This window comes from Mycolicibacterium sp. XJ1819 (assembly GCF_053483675.1).
On sequence record NZ_JBEFST010000006.1, the window covers coordinates 96,228 to 115,469 of the forward strand.

Annotated in this window: 20 protein-coding genes; 14 read left to right on the plus strand and 6 right to left on the minus strand. The window is 68.0% G+C overall.

Translation table 11 applies throughout. The features are described 5' to 3' along the window. Positions 1-292 precede the first annotated feature (292 nt). Positions 293-1,474 carry an NAD(P)/FAD-dependent oxidoreductase gene (locus tag ABQE89_RS08135; RefSeq protein WP_448415794.1) on the minus strand — a complete coding sequence of 394 codons (1,182 nt, stop codon included), beginning with the start codon at positions 1,472-1,474 and terminating at the stop codon, positions 293-295. Between ABQE89_RS08135 and ABQE89_RS08140 the strand changes: the two genes are divergently transcribed. From ABQE89_RS08140 to nrdF, 4 genes are all read left to right on the plus strand, one after another. Continuing rightward, positions 1,473-1,622, plus strand: coding sequence for a hypothetical protein (locus tag ABQE89_RS08140; protein ID WP_448415795.1), 150 nt, complete (start codon positions 1,473-1,475; stop codon positions 1,620-1,622). The genes ABQE89_RS08135 and ABQE89_RS08140 overlap by 2 nt on opposite strands. Before the next feature lie 4 nt (positions 1,623-1,626). Then, entirely contained in the window at positions 1,627-2,367 is a 741-nt protein-coding gene (locus tag ABQE89_RS08145) for a TetR/AcrR family transcriptional regulator (protein WP_448415796.1), read from the plus strand. Between the two features lie 85 nt (positions 2,368-2,452). Then, a complete protein-coding gene (locus tag ABQE89_RS08150; protein ID WP_448415797.1) occupies positions 2,453-4,006 on the plus strand; it encodes a flavin-containing monooxygenase in 1,554 nt (517 codons plus the stop codon). A gap of 125 nt (positions 4,007-4,131) precedes the next feature. Further along, the gene (nrdF, locus tag ABQE89_RS08155) at positions 4,132-5,106 is read left to right on the plus strand and encodes a class 1b ribonucleoside-diphosphate reductase subunit beta (RefSeq protein ID WP_448415798.1); all 975 of its coding nucleotides are present in this window, start codon (positions 4,132-4,134) and stop codon (positions 5,104-5,106) included. On the opposite strand, the gene ABQE89_RS08160 is transcribed toward nrdF, so the two are convergent. Beyond that, positions 5,103-5,375, minus strand: coding sequence for a YdeI/OmpD-associated family protein (locus tag ABQE89_RS08160; RefSeq protein WP_448415799.1), 273 nt, complete (start codon positions 5,373-5,375; stop codon positions 5,103-5,105). The genes nrdF and ABQE89_RS08160 overlap by 4 nt on opposite strands. Positions 5,376-5,480: 105 nt before the next feature. Between ABQE89_RS08160 and ABQE89_RS08165 the strand changes: the two genes are divergently transcribed. Continuing rightward, a complete protein-coding gene (locus ABQE89_RS08165; protein WP_448415800.1) occupies positions 5,481-5,930 on the plus strand; it encodes a hypothetical protein in 450 nt (149 codons plus the stop codon). 15 nt (positions 5,931-5,945) lie between these two features. On the opposite strand, the gene ABQE89_RS08170 is transcribed toward ABQE89_RS08165, so the two are convergent. Together ABQE89_RS08170 and ABQE89_RS08175 are read right to left on the minus strand one after the other, a co-directional pair. Then, positions 5,946-6,221: a YciI family protein gene (locus ABQE89_RS08170; protein WP_448415801.1), complete on the minus strand. Its 276-nt coding sequence runs from the start codon at positions 6,219-6,221 to the stop codon at positions 5,946-5,948. 9 nt (positions 6,222-6,230) lie between these two features. Next, positions 6,231-7,334: an iron-siderophore ABC transporter substrate-binding protein gene (locus ABQE89_RS08175; RefSeq protein WP_448415802.1), complete on the minus strand. Its 1,104-nt coding sequence runs from the start codon at positions 7,332-7,334 to the stop codon at positions 6,231-6,233. Between the two features lie 156 nt (positions 7,335-7,490). Between ABQE89_RS08175 and ctaD the strand changes: the two genes are divergently transcribed. The 8 genes from ctaD to ABQE89_RS08215 all read left to right on the plus strand — a co-directional run bounded on the left by ctaD (position 7,491) and on the right by ABQE89_RS08215 (position 15,844). Next, positions 7,491-9,215 carry an aa3-type cytochrome oxidase subunit I gene (gene ctaD, locus ABQE89_RS08180; protein ID WP_448415803.1) on the plus strand — a complete coding sequence of 575 codons (1,725 nt, stop codon included), beginning with the start codon at positions 7,491-7,493 and terminating at the stop codon, positions 9,213-9,215. A 22-nt stretch (positions 9,216-9,237) separates the two neighbouring features. Continuing rightward, complete coding sequence (serB, locus tag ABQE89_RS08185) at positions 9,238-10,467, plus strand: phosphoserine phosphatase SerB (protein ID WP_448415936.1); 1,230 nt, start codon at positions 9,238-9,240, stop codon at positions 10,465-10,467. Between the two features lie 94 nt (positions 10,468-10,561). Then, complete coding sequence (locus ABQE89_RS08190) at positions 10,562-11,404, plus strand: ABC transporter ATP-binding protein (protein WP_448415804.1); 843 nt, start codon at positions 10,562-10,564, stop codon at positions 11,402-11,404. Between the two features lie 50 nt (positions 11,405-11,454). Then, positions 11,455-12,246: an NUDIX hydrolase gene (locus ABQE89_RS08195; RefSeq protein ID WP_448415937.1), complete on the plus strand. Its 792-nt coding sequence runs from the start codon at positions 11,455-11,457 to the stop codon at positions 12,244-12,246. Then, positions 12,243-12,890: an enoyl-CoA hydratase gene (locus tag ABQE89_RS08200; protein ID WP_448415805.1), complete on the plus strand. Its 648-nt coding sequence runs from the start codon at positions 12,243-12,245 to the stop codon at positions 12,888-12,890. Before ABQE89_RS08195 ends, ABQE89_RS08200 begins: the two co-directional genes overlap by 4 nt. Before the next feature lie 10 nt (positions 12,891-12,900). Further along, entirely contained in the window at positions 12,901-13,893 is a 993-nt protein-coding gene (locus tag ABQE89_RS08205) for a class I SAM-dependent methyltransferase (RefSeq protein ID WP_448415806.1), read from the plus strand. Beyond that, positions 13,851-15,053 carry a THUMP-like domain-containing protein gene (locus ABQE89_RS08210; RefSeq protein ID WP_448415938.1) on the plus strand — a complete coding sequence of 401 codons (1,203 nt, stop codon included), beginning with the start codon at positions 13,851-13,853 and terminating at the stop codon, positions 15,051-15,053. The genes ABQE89_RS08205 and ABQE89_RS08210 overlap by 43 nt, the downstream gene beginning before the upstream one ends. A 95-nt stretch (positions 15,054-15,148) precedes the next feature. Next, a complete protein-coding gene (locus ABQE89_RS08215; RefSeq protein ID WP_448415807.1) occupies positions 15,149-15,844 on the plus strand; it encodes an esterase in 696 nt (231 codons plus the stop codon). Between the two features lie 9 nt (positions 15,845-15,853). Here ABQE89_RS08215 and ABQE89_RS08220 read toward each other — a convergent pair whose 3' ends face one another. Continuing rightward, on the minus strand, positions 15,854-17,140 hold the full coding sequence (locus ABQE89_RS08220; protein ID WP_448415808.1) for a BamB-related PQQ repeat family beta-propellar protein: 1,287 nt from the start codon (positions 17,138-17,140) through the stop codon (positions 15,854-15,856). A gap of 89 nt (positions 17,141-17,229) precedes the next feature. Between ABQE89_RS08220 and ABQE89_RS08225 the strand changes: the two genes are divergently transcribed. Further along, positions 17,230-17,967 carry an acyltransferase gene (locus tag ABQE89_RS08225; protein WP_448415809.1) on the plus strand — a complete coding sequence of 246 codons (738 nt, stop codon included), beginning with the start codon at positions 17,230-17,232 and terminating at the stop codon, positions 17,965-17,967. A 21-nt stretch (positions 17,968-17,988) separates the two neighbouring features. Here ABQE89_RS08225 and ABQE89_RS08230 read toward each other — a convergent pair whose 3' ends face one another. Further along, positions 17,989-19,230 carry a glycosyltransferase family 4 protein gene (locus tag ABQE89_RS08230; protein ID WP_448415810.1) on the minus strand — a complete coding sequence of 414 codons (1,242 nt, stop codon included), beginning with the start codon at positions 19,228-19,230 and terminating at the stop codon, positions 17,989-17,991. Positions 19,231-19,242: the final 12 nt, after the last annotated feature.

A 19,242-nucleotide genomic window follows, 5' to 3' on the forward strand; every position in this document is an offset into this window, starting at 1 on the left:
AAATACGTCATTTAAATGGATTTTCAGCAAACATTTCTTCGGCCCGAACCGTGGGGTGGTCAGCACAGACGTTCCCTGTCAGACGTTTCGCGTCACCCATCGCGGCGCCCCCAGGTCATTGCATGAGCAAGTTCTCGCGGTCTGGTCCTCGCGCACCGGACGGTCAGGCGGGCAGGCAACGCACGTCGCCGGCGTGCCCCGGGACGTCGACACACCAGCCGCCGGGGCGCGGCGTCGATTGGTCGGGTCGCTTCAGCAACGTCACCGCCCCTAGCTGTGGCGCGGGCACGGCTCAGTAGGTGTGCTGTGGGCCCTGCGCCTTTTTGTAGAGCGCCTTGAGCATGCGGTCGCGGAAGTGGGCGTTGTCGATCAACTTGATGCCGGCGTTGGCGAAACGCGGATATCCGAGCAGTTTGTGGAAGTAGCGGCCGCGGCGGTACTCCCGGCCCCAGGCCGCCTCCATGCGTTGGGCGTAGTTGGTGAAATCGTCGGGTCCACCGTTGGTCAGCGCCGCGATCGCGCATTCACCTGCGGCCAGGCCCGATTCCAGCGCCTTGGAGATGCCCGCACCCGAGGCCGGCTTGCCCGCACCAAGCGAGTCACCGGCGAACAGCACGCCCGGGCGCCACGGCGGCCACGCGGTGAAGCCCATCGGCAGCCGCCACGCGCGCACGCTCTTGTTCTTCTTGAGTTCCTCGATGGGCGGCAGTTCCCACTCGGGCGGCAAGGTGCGCAGGAATTCGCCCAGGAACTGGGTGGCGTTGATCGACTGCCAGTTCTTGTAGCTGTTCACATAGCCCAGGCCGATGTTGAAACGGCCGCTGCCCATCGGGAACACCCAGCCGTAGCCGGGCAATTGGTCGCCCTGGAACACGAGTTTGAGGTAGATGTCGAGGCTGTCGGAGTCGGCCCGGTTGGCATCCATCTCCGAGCGGATCGCGATCGCCGAGTAGCCGTTGTACTGCGAGTCGATCTTCAAGGCCCGCTTGATCGGCGAGTAGGCGCCGTCGGCCGCGATCACCGCGTCGCCGAACACCTTCTCGCCGCTCTTGAGCCTCACCCCGGTCACCCGACCCCGGGCGTCGAGCTCGGGTGCCGTCACCTCGGCGGACTGGCGCACCTCCGCACCGGCGGATTCGGCGTGTTTGAGCAGCAGCGCATCGAGTTCGGTGCGGCTGACCGTGTGGCCGTGGTCGGGCATGCCGGGCCGCCGCGGAAACGACAGCTCCCACTGGGTGGGGCTGAACACCGTGACGCGATTGACCTGATGGAACTTCGCGACCTCGTTGGTCAGCCCCATCTTCTGCAGATAGCTGACCGCGCGCGCCGTCAGGCCGTCGCCACAGGGTTTGTCCCGCGGAAACTCGGCCTTGTCCAGCACCACCACCTTCGCGCCGGTCTGCGCGGCCTGCCACGCGGCGGCCGAACCCGAAGGCCCGCCCCCGGCAATGACCAGGTCGTATCGCTGCGTCATGAATCTCGTCTCGTCGAACGGCTGTCGTCGCGATATTACCCGCGTAAAAGCGCTGTTTCCTGTCGACCAAACGGCCCAGGCCAGCGCCGCGGATCATCGCCTGGCCGCGTGGTCTGAGCAGGTCAACAGCGGTCGAGCGGTACAGTGATCGGGTGCGACGATCGTCCAAGCCGCGGCCCGGCGGCCAGCAGGGTGTCAAGGTCGACGCCCGCAGCGAACGCTGGCGCGAACACCGCAAGAAAGTGCGCGCGGAGATCGTCGACGCCGCCTTCCGTGCGATCGACCGACTGGGCCCCAACGTGAGCGTGCGCGAGATCGCCGAAGAGGCCGGCACCGCCAAGCCCAAGATCTACCGACACTTCACCGACAAGTCCGACATGTTCGCCGAGATCGGCCAGCGGATGCGGGATATGTTGTGGGCGGCCATCATTCCGTCGATCAACGTCGAGACCGATTCCGCACGCCAGATCGTCGGCCGCGGTGTCGCGCACTACGTGGAATTGGTCGACGAGCATCCCAACGTGGTGCGTTTCCTGCTGCAGGGCCGGTTCGCCGACCAGTCCGCGGCCGCGATGACCACGGTCAACAAGGGCAGCGAGATCACCCTCGCGGTCGCCGACATGATCAGCGGCGAGCTGGAGGACATGGCGCTGGACCCGGCCGCGTTCGAGTTGGCGGCGTTCGCGATCTTCGGGACCGCGGCGTCGGCGACCGACTGGTGGCTGGGCGCCGACGAACAGAGCCCGCGCCGCATGCCCGCCGATCAGTTCGTCGCGCACATGACGACGATCATGATGGGCGCCATCAACGGGACCGCCGAACTGCTGGGCGTCAAGATCGACGCCGACGGGCCGATCCACACCGCGGTGCGCCGGGAGAAACCGGTCGCCTGACCCACGTTGACACCCGCGGTCGCGGTCCGGAGACTGGAATTCCGCCGGTACCCGGTACCGGCGTTCCCAGGAAAGGGGTGGATCGATGACGGTGGCCGAGCCGACGGTGCAGCACACCGCCGCCAAACCCGTGCACACCCGCGCGCTCATCATCGGATCGGGGTTCTCCGGCCTGGGGATGGCCATCGCGCTGCAGCAGCAGAATGTCGAGTTCCTGATCCTGGAGAAGGCCGACGACATCGGCGGCACCTGGCGCGACAACACCTATCCCGGCTGCGCCTGCGACATCCCGTCGCACATGTACTCGTTCTCCTTCGAGCCCAAACCCGACTGGACCCACATGTGGTCGTTTCAGCCGGAGATCCAGGATTACCTGCAGGGTGTGACCGACAAGTACGGGCTGCGCCGCTACATCCAGTTCCACTCCCACGTCGACCGCGCGCACTGGGACGACGACGAAATGCGTTGGCACGTCTTCACAAAGGACGGTCGCGCATTCGTCGCACAGTTCCTGATCTCGGGGGCGGGGGGTCTGCACATTCCGTTGATTCCTGAGTTCGACGGGCTGGAGGACTACCAGGGCAAGGTGTTTCACTCCGCGCAGTGGGACCACAGCGTGGATCTGACCGGCAAACGTGTCGCGGTGATCGGAACCGGGGCCAGCGCCATCCAGATCGTCCCCGAGATCGTCAAAGATGTTGGTGCCCTGCATCTCTACCAACGCACGCCGGCGTGGGTGATGCCGAGACCCAACAATCCGATCCCGCCGTGGATGCGCGCGATGTTCACCTACGTCCCGGGCACCCGCGCGGCGATGCGCGCGGGGATCTACTGGATTCACGAGGCCGTCGGCTTCGCGATGACCAAACAGCCACGGTTGCTCAAAATCGGTGAGCTGATGGGCAAGTGGAACATTCGGCGCTCGATCAAGGATCCGGAGTTGCGCAAGAAGCTGACGCCGGACTACCGGGCCGGCTGTAAGCGCATCCTCAACTCCGACACCTATTACGTCGGCATCGCCGATCCGAAGACCGAGGTCATCACCGACGGCATCGCCCGGTTCACCCGCTCGGGCATCGTCGCGGCCGACGGCACTGAGCGCGAAGTCGATGTCGTGGTGTGCGCGACGGGTTTTCACGTCACCGACTCCTACACCTACGTCGACATCAAGGGCCGTAGCGGCGAGGACCTGGTGGACCGGTGGAACCGCGAAGGCATCGCCGCGTTGCGCGGCATCACGATCGCCGACATGCCCAACCTGTTCTTTTTGCTCGGCCCGAACACCGCGCTGGGCCACAACTCGGTGGTATTCATGATCGAGTCGCAGATCCGCTACGCCGCCCAGGCCATCGCCGCGACGGCCAAGAGGGGAGTGCAGGCGCTGGCGCCGACGCGCGCGGCCCAGGACGCCTACAACGAGCGGCTGCAGCAGGAGTTGGCGGGCACGGTGTGGAGCACCGGGGGGTGCCGGAGCTGGTATCTCGACGAGCACGGCGTGAACCGCACCCTGTGGAGCGGGATGACCTGGCAGTACTGGCTGGCGACCCGCCGATTCGACGCCTCGGAGTACGAATTCTTTGGTGCTCAGCGGGCGCAGCGGCCCGGCGCGGCGACCGCGGACACGCCGGCGAACTCCTGAGGACGGAACGCACGTCGCGACACGCGAAAACACAAGATGTCGCGGTGGTCGTCGATGCGGTACACCAGGGGTAGTGTCGAAAGCGCCGGCTGACCGACCCATTTCTGCGGCGAAACGAGGTACTGGTGTCCGAGGGAATCAAGCTGATCGACCGCGTTTCGGCAATCAACTGGAACCGGGTACAGGACGAAAAAGACGCCGAGGTGTGGCACCGCCTGACCGGCAATTTCTGGCTGCCGGAGAAGGTGCCGGTGTCCAACGATCTGCCGTCCTGGAACACGCTGACCGACGCGGAAAAGCAGCTGACGATGCGGGTGTTCACCGGGCTGACGCTGCTGGACACCATCCAGGGCACCGTCGGCGCGGTCAGCCTCATCCCCGACGCGCTGACCCCGCACGAGGAGGCGGTGCTGACCAACATCGCGTTCATGGAGTCGGTACACGCCAAGAGCTACAGCAACATCTTCTCGACGCTGTGCGCGACCGCCGAGATCGACGACGCGTTCCGCTGGTCCGAGGAGAACCCGAACCTGCAGCGCAAGGCCGAGATCGTCATGCAGTACTACAAGGGCGACGAGCCGCTGAAGCGCAAGGTGGCCTCCACGCTGCTGGAGAGCTTCCTGTTCTACTCGGGCTTCTACCTGCCGATGTACTGGAGCAGCCGGGCCAAGCTGACCAACACCGCCGACATGATCCGGTTGATCATCCGCGACGAGGCCGTGCACGGTTACTACATCGGCTACAAGTACCAGCGCGGCCTGGCCACCGTGGAACCGGCCAAACAGGCCGAGCTCAAGGACTACACCTACGAGCTTCTCTTCGAGCTCTACGACAACGAGGTGGAATACACCCAGGACCTCTACGACACCGTCGGGCTTACCGAGGACGTCAAGAAGTTCCTGCGCTACAACGCCAACAAGGCGCTGATGAACCTCGGCTACGAGGCGTTGTTCCCCGGTGACGAGACCAACGTCAACCCGGCGATCCTGTCGGCGCTGGCGCCCAACGCCGACGAGAACCACGACTTCTTCTCGGGTTCGGGCTCGTCCTACGTGATCGGCAAGGCCGTCGTCACCGAGGACGAGGACTGGGACTTCTAGCTCGCCTTGCCGGTGCGCTCGCGGTGCTTGCACCCCGGCCAGCAGCACGGGCGGCGCATGCCCTCCTCGAGTTCCTCCTGAGTCCGGCGGATGCGGCGCTGACGGGTCGCGTCCTGTTTGGCGTCCTCGACCCAGCAGATGAACTCGTTGCGCGCCAGGGGAGTGATGTCCTTCCACGCGGCCAGCGCTGTCGCGTTGCCGATCAGTGCCGCGCGCAGGTCGGCGGGAAGCTTGTGCACCACACCGCCGGGAACGCGTTGGCTGCTCACAGCGCCAGGGTAACGGCAGTTCACCGGAAACCGGCGACGCGCCCCGCCCAACGTGGGAATATCCCTGCCGAAGCCATACGGCACTGTCTCGCAAGAAAGATGGTCATGTTTCGACACGTACTCGTCGTCTCGTGGGCGTTGCTGGTCGGCGTCGCGTTACCGCTGGCTCCTGCGGCCGCGGCCGACGACGGGCAGACCGTCATCACCCAGTCCGGCATGGTGCGGTGTGCGGTGAGCGCCGACAACGTGGCGCGCGGCGGCGGCTCGATGGTGGTGTGTCAACGCGCCGACGGCCATCCCTTCGGGCAGTCGCCGTGGGCGGTGGCCAAACACAGCTTCCGGCTTCCCGTCGCGGTGGTGCGCGGTGCCGGCCAGTTCTATTGGGCCAAGGACCCTGTCGGCGGCGCGCCCGGCAACGACGTCGTCGTCGAGGACGGCCAGAGCCACCAGGTCGCGGGCTGGACGATCCGCGACGAGGGGTTGCTGACCCGCTTCACCGACGACGTCACCGGGCACGGGTTGCTCGTCAACGCCGAAACCGTGCGCCAGTTCTGACCCGCGCGCGACACGTCACAGGCCGGGCGCGCGAAACGCCCCGTTGAACGACGTCCGCTCGTAGCGGGCCACTGCGGCCTTCGTGTACGGATCGCGAGCGACGAGGTCGTCGGCGTCTTCGACACTGATGTCACCGGTGACCAACACGGCGCCGGATTCGTCCTGCTGACGGCCGGCCAGCACGATGCGCCCCGCGGCGACCTCGTCCTTGAGCCAGTCCAGGTGCGCGGGCCGCGTTTGGTTGACGACGTCGGCGGGTTGCAGATAGGTCGACTTGAGCACATGAAACACGTGCCGAGGCTAGTTGATCGGGGCGTTCAACCACTGCAGGTCGGCCAGCATACCGCGCGCCGCGACGATGCCCTGCCCGGTCTGCCACACCTCGTTGTTGACCGCGAACACCCGGTTGTCGCGGTTGGCGGACAGCTTCTTCCATGCGTCGCTGTTGAGCACGGTGGGGGCGTGGTCTCGGGCCGCCGGTGAGTCGAACGACACGTACACGATGTCGCCGTCGGCGGCCGACAGGTCCGGCGAGTCGGCCAGGTCGGTGTCGCTGATGCCGATCTCCACGTAGGGCTTGTCGGTAAAACGTTGTGCGGCAGGGCGATCCACGCCTACGGCGGCGAGCACACTGCCGGGGAAGTTGTTCGCGCCGAACACCCGCATGGTCGATTCGGTGAACTGCACCACCGAGGCCTGAAAGTGCGTGGCGTCGTTGTCGGCACCGGTTTTGTCCGCCGCGCGCCCGAAGCCCTCGATCAGGTCGTCGGCCGCGTCCAGACGGCCGGTCGCCGCCCCCACCGTGCGCAGGTTGTCCTGCCAGGCGGCTCCGGGCGCACCGGTGAACACCGTCGGTGCGATCTGCGACAACGGCCCGAAGTCCTGCGGTGTCAACGCTTCCGAACCGAGGATCAGGTCCGGCGCGGCGTCCCGTATCCCGTCGAGGTCGGGTGACGTTCGTGAACCGGCCGCCGGCACGTCGTGGATGACCCGGCCCAGATACGACGGCTGAGCATCGGCTCCGTCGGGCAGCGCGGCGGCCACCACCCGGGACTGCAGGCCCAGCGCGCACAGGGCGTCGAGCTGGTCACCGGAGAGCACCACGATGCGCTGCGGATCGGCGCGCACCTGCGTCTCGCCCGCGGCGTGGCGGACCTCACGCTCGGGTGGACCGGGGTCCACCGCGGCCGGCTCGGGTGCGCAGGACTCGTCGGGTTTGCGTTGATTGCCCAGCACCCCCGCGCTGGCGATCTTGGTGGTGCTGGTGACGACCGACGGCTGGCCGGGCGTCTCGGGAACCTCACCGCCCAGTTCGCCGCACCCGCTGACGACGGTGAGCGTGACGGCGGCGGCCACCGCCGCCCACCCCGCCGTCAGACCCGCGCGCGGTCCGCTGATCAGCACGTCGCCGACGGTAACATCCGGCCTGCTCGCGCCTGGTCAGACCGTCGGGCGAGCGAATACGACGCTCTGTAGGACCGGCGCGAGACGGTATTCGGCGGGAGGCTAGTATCGGTCGTTGATCAACCGGGGATGCCCCGACCAGACGATGGAGGACTGTTGGTAGCCGAAGCACCCCCAATCGGAAAGCTCGAGGTTCGCCGTCCGTTCCCGGAGCGACTCGGGCCCAAGGGCAACCTCTTCTACAAGCTCATCACCACCACCGATCACAAGCTGATCGGCATGATGTATTGCGTCGCCTGCTTCATCTTCTTCTTCATCGGCGGGCTGATGGCGCTGTTCATGCGCACCGAGCTGACGATGCCGGGCCTGCAGTTCCTGTCCAACGAGCAGTTCAACCAGTTGTTCACCATGCACGGCACGGTGATGCTGTTGTTCTACGCGACTCCGATCGTGTTCGGGTTCGCCAACCTGGTGCTGCCCCTGCAGATCGGCGCGCCCGACGTCGCGTTCCCCCGGCTCAACGCGCTGTCGTTCTGGCTGTTCCTGTTCGGCGCCTGCCTGGCGATCAGCGGGTTCATCACCCCGGGCGGCGCGGCCGACTTCGGCTGGACCGCCTACGCGCCGCTGTCCAACGCGCTGCACTCACCCGGCGCCGGCGGTGACCTGTGGATCGTCGGCCTGGCCGTCTCCGGTCTGGGCACCATCCTGGGCGGGGTCAACATGATCACCACGGTGGTCTGCATGCGCGCGCCGGGCATGACCATGTTCCGGATGCCGGTGTTCACCTGGAACATCCTGGTGACCTCGGTGCTGGTGCTGATCGCCTTCCCGCTGCTGACCTCGGCACTGCTCGCGCTGGCCTACGACCGCCACCTGGGCGGGCATGTGTACGACCCGGCCAGCGGCGGCGTGCTGCTCTATCAGCATCTGTTCTGGTTCTTCGGGCATCCCGAGGTGTACATCATCGCGTTGCCGTTTTTCGGCATCGTCAGCGAGATCTTCCCGGTGTTCAGCCGCAAGCCGATCTTCGGCTACACCACGCTGGTGTACGCCACCATCGGCATCGCCGCGCTGTCCATCGCGGTCTGGGCCCACCACATGTACGCCACCGGTGCGGTGCTTCTGCCGTTCTTCGCGTTCATGACGTTCTTGATCGCGGTCCCGACCGGTATCAAGTTCTTCAACTGGATCGGCACGATGTGGAAGGGGCAGTTGACCTTCGAGACACCGATGCTGTTCTCGGTGGGCTTCCTGCTGACCTTCCTGATCGGCGGCCTGTCGGGCGTGCTGCTGGCCAGCCCGCCGCTGGACTTCCACGTCACCGACTCCTATTTCGTGGTCGCGCACTTCCACTACGTGCTGTTCGGCACGATCGTGTTCGCCACCTACGCCGGCATCTACTTCTGGTTCCCGAAGATGACCGGCCGGATGCTCGACGAGCGGTTGGGCAAGCTGCACTTCTGGTTGACGTTCATCGGCTTCCACACGACGTTCCTGGTGCAGCACTGGCTGGGCAACGAGGGCATGCCGCGGCGCTATGCCGACTACCTGCCCACCGACGGTTTCACCGAACTCAACGTGGTCTCCACGGTCGGGGCGTTCATCCTGGGGCTGTCGGTGCTGCCGTTCGCCTGGAATGTGTTCCGCAGCTGGCGCTACGGTGATCCGGTGACGGTTGACGACCCGTGGGGGTATGGCAACTCGCTGGAGTGGGCGACCAGTTGCCCGCCGCCGCGGCACAACTTCTACGAGTTGCCGCGGATCCGCTCGGAGCGCCCGGCCTTCGAGTTGCACTACCCGCACATGGTCGACCGGATGCGCGCCGAAGCGCACGTGGGCCGCAAGCACGACACATCGCAGCTCGTGGACCGATCGAGCTGACCACCGGCAATCGGGGGTGAGCATGCCGAAGGTGTCGGTGCTGATCACCGTCACCGGACCGGACCGTCCGGGCGTGACCTCGGCACTGTTCGAGATCTTGTCCCGGCACAAGGTCGAGTTGCTCAACGTCGAACAGGTCGTGATCCGCGGCCGGTTGACGCTCGGTGTGCTGGTCGCCGGGCCCGCGGACGTCGCCGACGGGGCCACGCTGCGCGACGAGGTGACGGCCGCCATCCACCGGGTGGGCTTAGACGTCGCGATCGAGCGCAGCGATTCGCTGCCGGTGCTCAAGGAGCCGTCCACGCACACCATCGTGGTGCTGGGCCGGCCGATCACCGCCGAGGCCTTCGGCGCGGTCGCTCGTGAGGTGGCCAAGCTCGGCGTCAACATCGACTTCATCCGCGGAGTGTCGGACTATCCGGTCACCGGGCTGGAGATCCGCGTGTCGGTGCCGTCCGGCGGCGCCGCCTACGGGCAGCTGCAGAAGGCGCTGGCGCGGGTGGCCGTCGACGAGCGCGTGGACATCGCGCTCGAGGACTACAGCCTGTCGCGACGCGCCAAGCGGCTCATCGTCTTTGACGTCGACTCCACGCTGATTCAGGGCGAGGTGATCGAGATGCTCGCCGAGAAGGTCGGCGCGCAGGCCGCGGTCGCCGAGGTCACCGAGGCCGCGATGCGCGGCGAACTCGACTTCGCCGAATCACTGCACCGCCGGGTGGCGACGCTGGCCGGTTTGCCCGCCACGGTGCTCGACGACGTCGCCGAACAGATCCAGCTGACCCCCGGCGCGCGCACCACGCTGCGCACGCTGCGGCGCCTCGGCTACTTCTGCGGCATCGTCTCCGGCGGCTTCCGCCAGGTGATCGAACCCCTGGCCCACGAGCTGCAGATGGACTTCGTCGCGGCCAACAACTTGGAGATCGTCGACGGCAAGCTGACCGGACGGGTCATCGGCCCGGTCATCGACCGGCCTGGAAAGGCCAAGGCGCTGCGCGACTTCGCCGAGCAGGCCGGCGTGCCGATGGAGCAGACGGTCGCCGTCGGCGACGGCGCCAACGACATCGACATGCTGGCCGCGGCGGGCCTGGGCGTGGCCTTCAACGCCAAGCCGGCGCTGCGCGAGGTCGCCGACGCCTCGCTGAGCCACCCGTATCTGGACACCGTGTTGTTCATCCTGGGCATCACCCGCAGCGAGATCGAGGCCGCCGACGCGGTCGACGGCGTGCTGCGGCGCGTCGAGATCCCGGACTGATCTGCGCGAACGACCGCACAATGCCGGTTTTGGGCGGCGAATCGCGTGCATACGCGGTCGCTCACGCGGAAGGGGGCTTCACTACGATGGGCGAGTGTCAGTCGCCGAGGGAGAAGCAGCCGATCCGGACCTGCTGATCGATTTCGCCAAGGTCTCGTTGCGGCGCGGCGGCCGCGTCCTCGTCGGGCCGGTGACCTGGGCGGTCGAACTCGACGAACGCTGGGTGATCATTGGCCCCAACGGCGCGGGCAAGACGTCGCTGCTGCGCATCGCCGCGGCCACCGAACACCCGTCGTCGGGCACCGCCTATGTGCTGGGGGAGCGCCTCGGCCGCGTGGACATGTCGGAACTGCGCGCGCGGATCGGCCTGAGCAGCTCCGCGCTGTCCGCGCGGATCCCCGACGGCGAGGTGGTGCGCGACCTGGTGGTCTCGGCCGGCTACGCGGTGATGGGCCGCTGGCGGGAGAAGTACGACGACGTGGACTACCACCGGGCGATCGACATGCTGGAAAGCGTCGGCGCCGAACACCTCGCCGAGCGCGCCTACGGCACGCTGTCGGAGGGCGAGCGCAAACGCGTGCTGATCGCGCGGTCGATGATGACCGACCCCGAACTGCTGCTACTGGACGAACCCGCCGCCGGCCTGGACCTCGGCGGCCGCGAGGAGCTGCTGGCCCGGCTGGAAGATTTGGCCGGCGACCCCGACGCGCCCGCGCTGGTCATGGTGACCCACCACGTCGAGGAGATTCCGCGCGGGTTCTCCCACGGCATGATCCTGGCCGAGGGTGCGGTGGTGGCCGCCGGACTGCTCTCCGACGTGCTGACCGCGGAGAACCTCTCGAACGCGTTCGGCCAGCAGATCAGCCTGGACGTCGTCGACGGGCGCTACTTCGCCCGTCGGGCCAGAAGTCGAGCCGCGCACAGGAGACGAGCGTGACCCAACCCGACAGTGACAAGCCCCTGACCCCGCGCCCCGCGGCGACGGTGATGCTGATCCGCGACGGGCGTCGACGCCCGGGGCTCGAGGTGTTCTTGATGCGGCGCCACTCGGCGATGGAGTTCGTCGCGGGTGTGATGGTGTTTCCCGGCGGCGGGGTCGACGACCGTGACCGCGACGCCGACATCGCCTGGTTCGGACCCGGATCTGATTGGTGGGCACAGCGTTTCGGTGTTGCACCCGACTTGGCTCGGGCGCTGGTGTGTGCGGCCGCCCGGGAGACCTTCGAGGAGTCCGGCGTGTTGTTCGCCGGGCCGGCCGACGATCCCGACGGCATCGTCGACGACCCGTCGATCTATCGCGACGAGCGCGCGGCGTTGGCCAACCATTCGCTGGCGTTCGCCGACTTCCTTCGCCGCGAAAACCTGGTGTTGCGCGCCGACCTGCTTCGGCCGTGGGCGAACTGGGTGACCCCGAAGGAAGAGCGCACCCGCCGCTATGACACCTACTTCTTCGTCGGGGCCCTGCCGGAGGGGCAGCGGGCCGACGGGGACAACACCGAGACCGACGCCGCCGACTGGACCACGCCGGAGCGGGCCCTCGACGATTTCGCGGAGTCGCGCAGCTTCCTGCTGCCGCCGACGTGGACCCAGCTCGACGCGCTGGCCGGCCGCACGGTCGCCGAGGTGCTGGCGGTGGAACGCCGCATCGTGGCCGTCGAACCACATCTGCAGGTCGACAACGGCAACTGGGAGATCGAGTTCTTCGACAGCGACCGCTACAACAAGGCCCGCCAGCAGCGGGCCCCCGACGGCTACACCGACGGCGCACCGCTGGCATGAACGAGTTCGTCTCCGTCCACACCAGCGATGAGCAGCCCGGCGTCGCCACGCTGCTGGTGTCGCGGCCGCCCCGAAACGCGCTGACCCGGCAGGTGTACCGCGAGCTGGCCGGGGCCGCGGCCGATCTGGGCCGGCGCGACGACATCCGCGCCGTGATCGTGTTCGGGGGCCACGAGATCTTCTCGGCCGGCGACGACCTGCCCGAACGGCGCACCCTCGACGCCGACGAGGCGACGGCGGCGGCCCGGGTCTGCCGCGATGCCCTCGACGCGCTGGCGGCCATTCCCAAGCCGACCGTCGCCGCGATCACCGGATACGCGTTGGGCGGTGGGCTGGCCCTGGCGCTGTCCGCCGACTGGCGGGTGGCCGGCGACAACGTCCGGTTCGGGGTGCCCGAGATACTCGCGGGCCTGGGGCCCGCCTCCGACACGTCGCGACTGGCGCGCACCGTGGGCCTCAGCAGGGCCAAGGACATGGTGTTCTCCGGTCGGTTCGTCGACGCCGAGGAGGCGCTGGCGCTCGGCCTCATCGACCAGATGGTGGCCCCCGACGGCGTCTACGACGCGGCCCTGACCTGGGCGCGACGGCTGGTCGAGCATCCGTTGCAGGCACTGGCTGCGGCCAAGGCCGCCTTCGACCTCTAGGCTGCCGGTTATGACGAGTAGCGACACCGGTTCCGAAGTCGCCGGAATGCCCGAACCCAATCCGCACGCCACCGCGGAACAGGTGGAGGCCGCCCGCCACGACTCCAAGCTGGCGCAGGTGCTCTACCACGACTGGGAGGCCGAGTCCTACGACGACAAGTGGTCGATTTCCTACGACAAGCGCTGCGTGGACTACGCCCGCGACCTGTTCGATGCCACGGTGCCGTTCGAGGAGCAACGCAAACTTCCCTATGACCGTGCGCTGGAGTTGGGCTGCGGCAGCGGGTTCTTTCTGTTGAACCTGATCCAGGCGGGGGTGGCCCGGCGTGGTTCGGTGACCGATCTGTCGCCCGGGATGGTCAAGGTGGCCACCCGCAACGGCGAGAACCTCGGCCTCGAGGTCGACGGGCGGGTCGCCGACGCCGAGGGGATCCCGTACGACGACAACACCTTCGACCTGGTGGTCGGCCACGCCGTGCTGCATCACATCCCCGATGTCGAGTTGTCGCTGCGCGAAGTGGTGCGCGTGCTCAAGCCGGGCGGTCGCTTCGTGTTCGCCGGTGAGCCGACCAACGCGGGAGAGAACTACGCGCGGCCGTTGTCGACGTTGACGTGGCGGGCGGTGACGAATGTCACCAGGCTGCCCGGACTTTCCGGCTGGCGCCGCCCGCAGGCCGAACTCGACGAGTCCTCGCGCGCTGCCGCGCTGGAGGCCGTCGTCGACCTGCACACATTCGCACCCGCGGACCTGGAGCGGATGGCGCATAACGCGGGTGCCATCGAGATATCCACCGCCACAACGGAATTCACCGCAGCAATGCTCGGGTGGCCGCTGCGCACCCTGGAGGCCGCGGTGCCGCAGGGCCGGTTGGGTTGGGGCTACGCCAAGTTCGCCTTCCACAGCTGGATCACCCTGAGCTGGGTCGACGACAACATGTGGCGACGGGTCGTGCCGAAGGGCTGGTTCTACAACGTGATGGTGACCGGGGTCAAGCCGTCGTAGGTTTTCGGCTGCCGGATGTCGGCTATCTGCACAGCGCAGCGGGCGCGCAGGCGCTGCGGGAGGTGGCCGAGCGCGCGCTGACCGATGCCACCCTGGTCAGCGACATCGCATGGGCGCGGGAGCGTTTCGGTGAGCGCGCGGCGGTACTGGTGGAGACGACGGTGCTGCGCCGCAGGGCAGCGAGCAAACTGAGCCGGGCCGACGATTGGCTCTTCACCGACGAAGCGTTGCAGCAGGCCACGGCCGAACCGGTGGCGTGCCATCGTGCTCGGCGCCTGGCCGGCATGCGGGTGCACGATGCGACCTGCTCTATCGGCACCGAGCTTGCCGCCCTGCGTGATTCGGTGGAGTTGCTGGTCGGCAGCGACCTCGATCCGGTCCGGTTGGCGATGGCCCGGCACAATGTCGACGGCGTCGAGTTGTGTCGCGCCGACGCGTTGTGTCCGATCACCCGCGACGCCGTCGTCGTACTCGACCCCGCACGCAGAAGCGGCGGGCGTCGCCGGTTCGACCCGCGAGATTACACACCGGCGCTCGACGCGCTGCTGCAGACCTACAGAGACCGGCACTACGTCGTGAAGGCCGCTCCGGGAATCGATTTCGATGCGCTGGCCCGGCTGGGCTTCGCCGGTGAGATCGAGGTGACCTCATATGCCGGCAGTGTCCGGGAAGCATGCCTGTGGTCGCCGGGCCTGGCCGAGGCGGGCGTGACCCGGCGGGCCACCATGCTCAGCGCCGGCCAGCAGATCACCGACGCCGAACCCGACGACTGTGCGGTCGCGCCCGCCGGCCGGTGGATCGTCGATCCCGACGGCGCGATCGTGCGGGCCGGCCTGGTCCGCCAATACGCGGCGCGGCACGGGCTGTGGCAGCTCGACCGCGACATCGCCTACCTGACCGGTGACCGACTGCCCGACGGGGTGCGCGGCTTCGAGGTGCTCGAGCAGTTGGCATACAGCGAACGGCGACTGCGGCAGGCGCTTTCGGCCCACGACGTCGGGGCCGTCGAGATCCTGGTCCGCGGCGTCGGCGTGGACCCCGACGCGCTGCGCACCCGGCTGCGGCTGCGCGGACCGGCCCGGGCCGCGGTGGTCATCACCAGGATCGGAGCCGGGCCGGCAAGCCGGGCAACGGCATTCATCTGCCGTCCGTCGTGGTAATTGTCGTGCTCTGGTCATCCGTTCGGGCGCGGGAACGTACGCTGGCAGTGATGCACCGGCAGCAGAGCCGGTGCCGGTGGCGAGGACATCCGACAATGCGTATTTCGAGGTGGGCTGCTCTGGTGGCGGGCGGCGTCGTGGCGGCCACCATCAGCGCTCCGACGGCGGCCGCCCAGGGCGCGTGCGCCGATCTGGGTGGGGCGGTCGATGCCGACCAGACGTGTCGGGTGCATGCCCAGACCGCCGCGTATCGGCTGGACTTCACCTTTCCCGACGACTACCCGGATCCTGCCCCGCTGGTCGCCTATCTGACCCAGGCCAGGGACGGTTTCGTCAACGTGTCGGAAATGCCCGGCTCCTACAACCTGCCGTACCAGTTGGACGCCAAGGGCACCGGATACCGGTCGGGCGCACCGTCCGGCGGCACCCGCAGCATCGTGTTCACGGTGTGGCAGAACGTCGGCGGTACCCATCCGCAGACGTTCTACCAGGCGTTCAACTGGAACGTCGCCAAGAACGCGCCGATCACGTTCGACACGCTGTTTCGACCCGGGACCGAACCGCTGGACGTCATCTATCCCGAGATCAACCGCTATCTGCAGCGCGAGTTGGGTGTCACCGACCCGGTGACGGAGAGCGTGGGCCTCGACCCGACCAAGTACCAGAACTTCGCGCTGACCGATGACGAGCTGATCTTCTTCTTCAGCCAGGCCGAGTTGATGGCCGAGGCCGCGGGACCGGTGCAGGCGTCGGTGCCGCGCGCGGCCGTCGCGTCGATGCTGGCGCTCTGAACCGAGGGGCTATCGCGGGGCGAAGCCGTAGACCACGCCGTCGCTGGTGGCAGTGACCACGCGGCGGTCGTGGCCCAAGGAGACGCCGACTGGCCAGCCCGTGGCGCCGGGCAACGGGTAGGCGTTGAGGGTGCTGCCGTCGGCCGGGTTGAACACCAGCAGGGTCTGCCCGTTCTCGCCGTCGCGGGCCACCGTGTAGGCGAGGTCGGCGCCGGATCGGCTCGAGGTGGTCAGCGGGGTGACGTCGTCGCGGGTCCACACCACCTCGCCGCGATCACCGATGTCCTTGACGGCGAGCAGCTTTGCGCCGGGACCGCCGCCGGCCACGACGAGCCCGTCCGGCGACACCGAGGGCGGCGTCTGCGCCAGGTAGTCCAGCGGCACCGACCACTTCGGCGAACCGTCAGAGGAGTCGAGCGCCCACAGCCGCTCGTCGCGACCGTTGACATAGATCGTCGATCCGTCCGCCGACAGCACCGGGCTGGCCAGCGGCCCGCCGCCCACCGCGTCGCTGGTCCACTCGCGGGTCAGCATCGGCGTCTGGCCGGGTCGGTAGCGCAGCCCGACCAGGATGGGCGCTTCGGCGTCGGGCTCCCACAGGCTGAGCACGATCGTCTGGGTCGCCGGCGCGAACGCGGGCGCGGCGGCCACCGGGCAGCGCGCGCGGGCCGGCTGGCAGTCGTCGAGGCCTCGTTCGGAGTTCCTGGGGTCGACGCCGGCCACCAGATCCAGCGGGGAGCCGATGACGGTGCCCCGGTGCGCGTCGAACACCAGCACCTGGCCCAGATGGGTGACGACCAGCAGGTGACCCGGGTCCAGAATCCGTGGCGTGGTCGGCATGCCGATCACCGGTTGGCGCCAGCGGATCCACTGCGTCGGCGGAAACGACAGCATCGCGCCGGGCTGGCCGACGTAGAGATTGTCGAAGCCGTCGAACAGCGGGCTGGCGGTGCCGCCGCCCTGCACCAGCCGGGTGCACCAGCGTTGGCGGGCGTTGTTGTCGGCCTCCCACACCATCAGCGAACAGCCGGCCGGGGTCTGCGCATTGAGCCCCAGGTAGCCGATCGAGCCCAGCGCGGCCGCGGCGGCCAGGTCGCCCTTGACCGATCGGGTCCATTCCAGGCGCAACGCGCCGGCGCCCGCCGCCGACCGGTAGCTGCTGTTGCTCGCGTCGCCGTACTGCGCGGGCCAGCCCTCGGCCGGCTTGGCCTCCACCCAGGAGTCGGTGTTTCCGCAGCCGGCCAATACGGCCGTGATCAGCGCCGCTGCCGCCAGCACGATTGATCGCCGGAACACTGCGCCCCTTCTGGTCTGTTTCGCCCGCCTTGAAAGACCCCGTGAGGGTAACCGTTGGGGGATGGTGAGCTCGCGTAGGCTTTCCGGCCATGACGACGATGTGGGGCGCGCCGCTGCACAAGCGCTGGCGGGGCTCCCGGCTGCGGGACCCCCGACAAGCCAAGTTCCTGACGCTGGCGTCGCTGAAATGGGTGGTGGCCAACCGGGCGTGGACACCCTGGTACCTGGTGCGCTACTGGCGGTTGCTGAAGTTCAAGCTGACCAATCCGCACATCATCACCCGGGGCATGGTGTTCCTGGGCAAGGGTGTGGAGATTCAGGCCACCCCCGAACTGTCGACGATGGAGATCGGCCGGTGGGTGCACATCGGCGACAAGAACACGATCCGCTGCCACGAGGGCTCTCTGCGCTTCGGTGACAAGGTCGTGCTCGGCCGCGACAACGTCATCAACACCTACCTCGACATCGAGTTGGGTGACTCGGTGCTGATGGCCGACTGGGTGTATGTGTGTGATTTCGATCACCGGATGGACGACATCAACGTCCCGATCAAGGATCAGGGCATTCTCAAGGGCCCGGTGCGTATCGGCCCGGACACCTGGATTGCCACCAAGGTCACCATCCTGCGCAACACGACCATCGGCCGCGGCTGTGTGCTGGGGTCGCATGCGGTGGTCAAGGGCGAGATCCCGGACTACTCGATCGCCGTCGGCGCTCCGGCCAAGGTGGTCAAGAACCGCAAGCTGTCATGGGAGACGTCGGCGGCCCAACGCGCCGAACTCGCCGCCGCGCTGGCCGACATCGAACGCAAGAAGGCCTCGCGCTGACGTCGGCACGCGTCCGCCTGACTAGCGGTCGGGCAGCGCGTGCTCGACGATCATCCGTCGCCGGTGCGGTTCGCGCTCACGGCGTTTGGCCGCCAGGTAGACCTGTGCGGTCTCGTCGGCCACGGTGTGCCAGTCGAAGTCAGACGTGAGCCGCTCGCGTGCGGCGACCGCCATGCGCTGTGCGCCTTCGGGATCGTCGAGCACCGCGCGCACCGCGGCGGCCAGACCCGTGATGTCCCGCGGCGCGTGCGACATCCCGGTCTGCCCGTCGATCACCGCTTCGCCCAACCCCCCGACGTCGGAGGTCACCAGCGGAACTCCGGTCGCCGCCGCCTCCAGCGCCACGATGCCGAACGGTTCGTAATGGCTTGGCAGCACGGCGGCGTCGGCGGAGTGCAGGAGCCGCACGAGCTGTTCATGGTCCAGATGGCCGGCAAACGTTATCGCCCGCAGCACCTTGTGTTTTCGCGCCTGCTCGAGGAGCCACTGCTGTTGGGTGCCGGTGCCCGCGATGGTCAAGGTGGTGCCGGCATGGGTACGCCGGATGCGGGGCAGCGCGGCGATCAGGTCGTGGATGCCCTTCTCGTACTCCAACCGGCCGACGTAGACCAGGTGCGCGTGACCACCGCGGGGTCGCCGCCGCGCGAACGGCCACAGCGCGGCGTCGATGCCGTTGCGGATCACCCGGATCTCGGCCAGACCCGGGCCGAACAACTCGGTGATCTCGTCGCGCATCGACGCCGAACAGGTGATCAGCGAATCGGATTCGTGAACGAGCCAGGATTCCACCGCATGCACCTGGCGGCTGATGCGACCGGACACCCAGCCCGAATGCCTGCCGGCCTCGGTGGCGTGGATGGTGCACACCAACGGCACGTCGAAGAATTCGGCAAGGGCGATCGCGGGATGGCCGACCAGCCAGTCATGGGCGTGCACGACGTCGGGACGCCAGGGCCGCCCGCGATCGTCGGTGATGGCCAGGCCGGCGCGCACCATCGCGTGGCCCATCGCCAGCGTCCACGCCATCATGTCGCTGCCGAAGTCGAATTCGTGCGGATCCTGGGCGGCGGCGACGACCCGAACCCCCTCGGCGATCTCGTCGCTGGACGGGTGGGTGCTGGGGTCGGTGCCACTGGGCTGGCGGCTGAGCACGACGACCTGGTGGCCGGCCGCCGCCAGCGCGGTGGCCAGGTGATGCACGTGCCGGCCGAGCCCGCCGACCACCACGGGCGGGTACTCCCACGACACCATCAGGACTTTCACGGGCGCACGATT

Excerpts from the sequence above, each read along its gene's own strand:
- ABQE89_RS08195 (WP_448415937.1), top strand. The coding sequence starts at position 11,455 with ATGCTGATCCGCGACGGGCGTCGACGCCCGGGGCTCGAGGTGTTCTTG.
- ABQE89_RS08140 (WP_448415795.1), top strand. The coding sequence starts at position 1,473 with ATGAATCTCGTCTCGTCGAACGGCTGTCGTCGCGATATTACCCGCGTA.
- ABQE89_RS08225 (WP_448415809.1), top strand. The coding sequence starts at position 17,230 with ATGACGACGATGTGGGGCGCGCCGCTGCACAAGCGCTGGCGGGGCTCC.
- ABQE89_RS08165 (WP_448415800.1), top strand. The coding sequence starts at position 5,481 with ATGTTTCGACACGTACTCGTCGTCTCGTGGGCGTTGCTGGTCGGCGTC.
- serB (WP_448415936.1), top strand. The coding sequence starts at position 9,238 with ATGCCGAAGGTGTCGGTGCTGATCACCGTCACCGGACCGGACCGTCCG.
- ABQE89_RS08215 (WP_448415807.1), top strand. The coding sequence starts at position 15,149 with ATGCGTATTTCGAGGTGGGCTGCTCTGGTGGCGGGCGGCGTCGTGGCG.
- ABQE89_RS08135 (WP_448415794.1), bottom strand. The coding sequence starts at position 1,474 with ATGACGCAGCGATACGACCTGGTCATTGCCGGGGGCGGGCCTTCGGGT.
- ABQE89_RS08205 (WP_448415806.1), top strand. The coding sequence starts at position 12,901 with ATGACGAGTAGCGACACCGGTTCCGAAGTCGCCGGAATGCCCGAACCC.
- ABQE89_RS08200 (WP_448415805.1), top strand. The coding sequence starts at position 12,243 with ATGAACGAGTTCGTCTCCGTCCACACCAGCGATGAGCAGCCCGGCGTC.
- ABQE89_RS08150 (WP_448415797.1), top strand. The coding sequence starts at position 2,453 with ATGACGGTGGCCGAGCCGACGGTGCAGCACACCGCCGCCAAACCCGTG.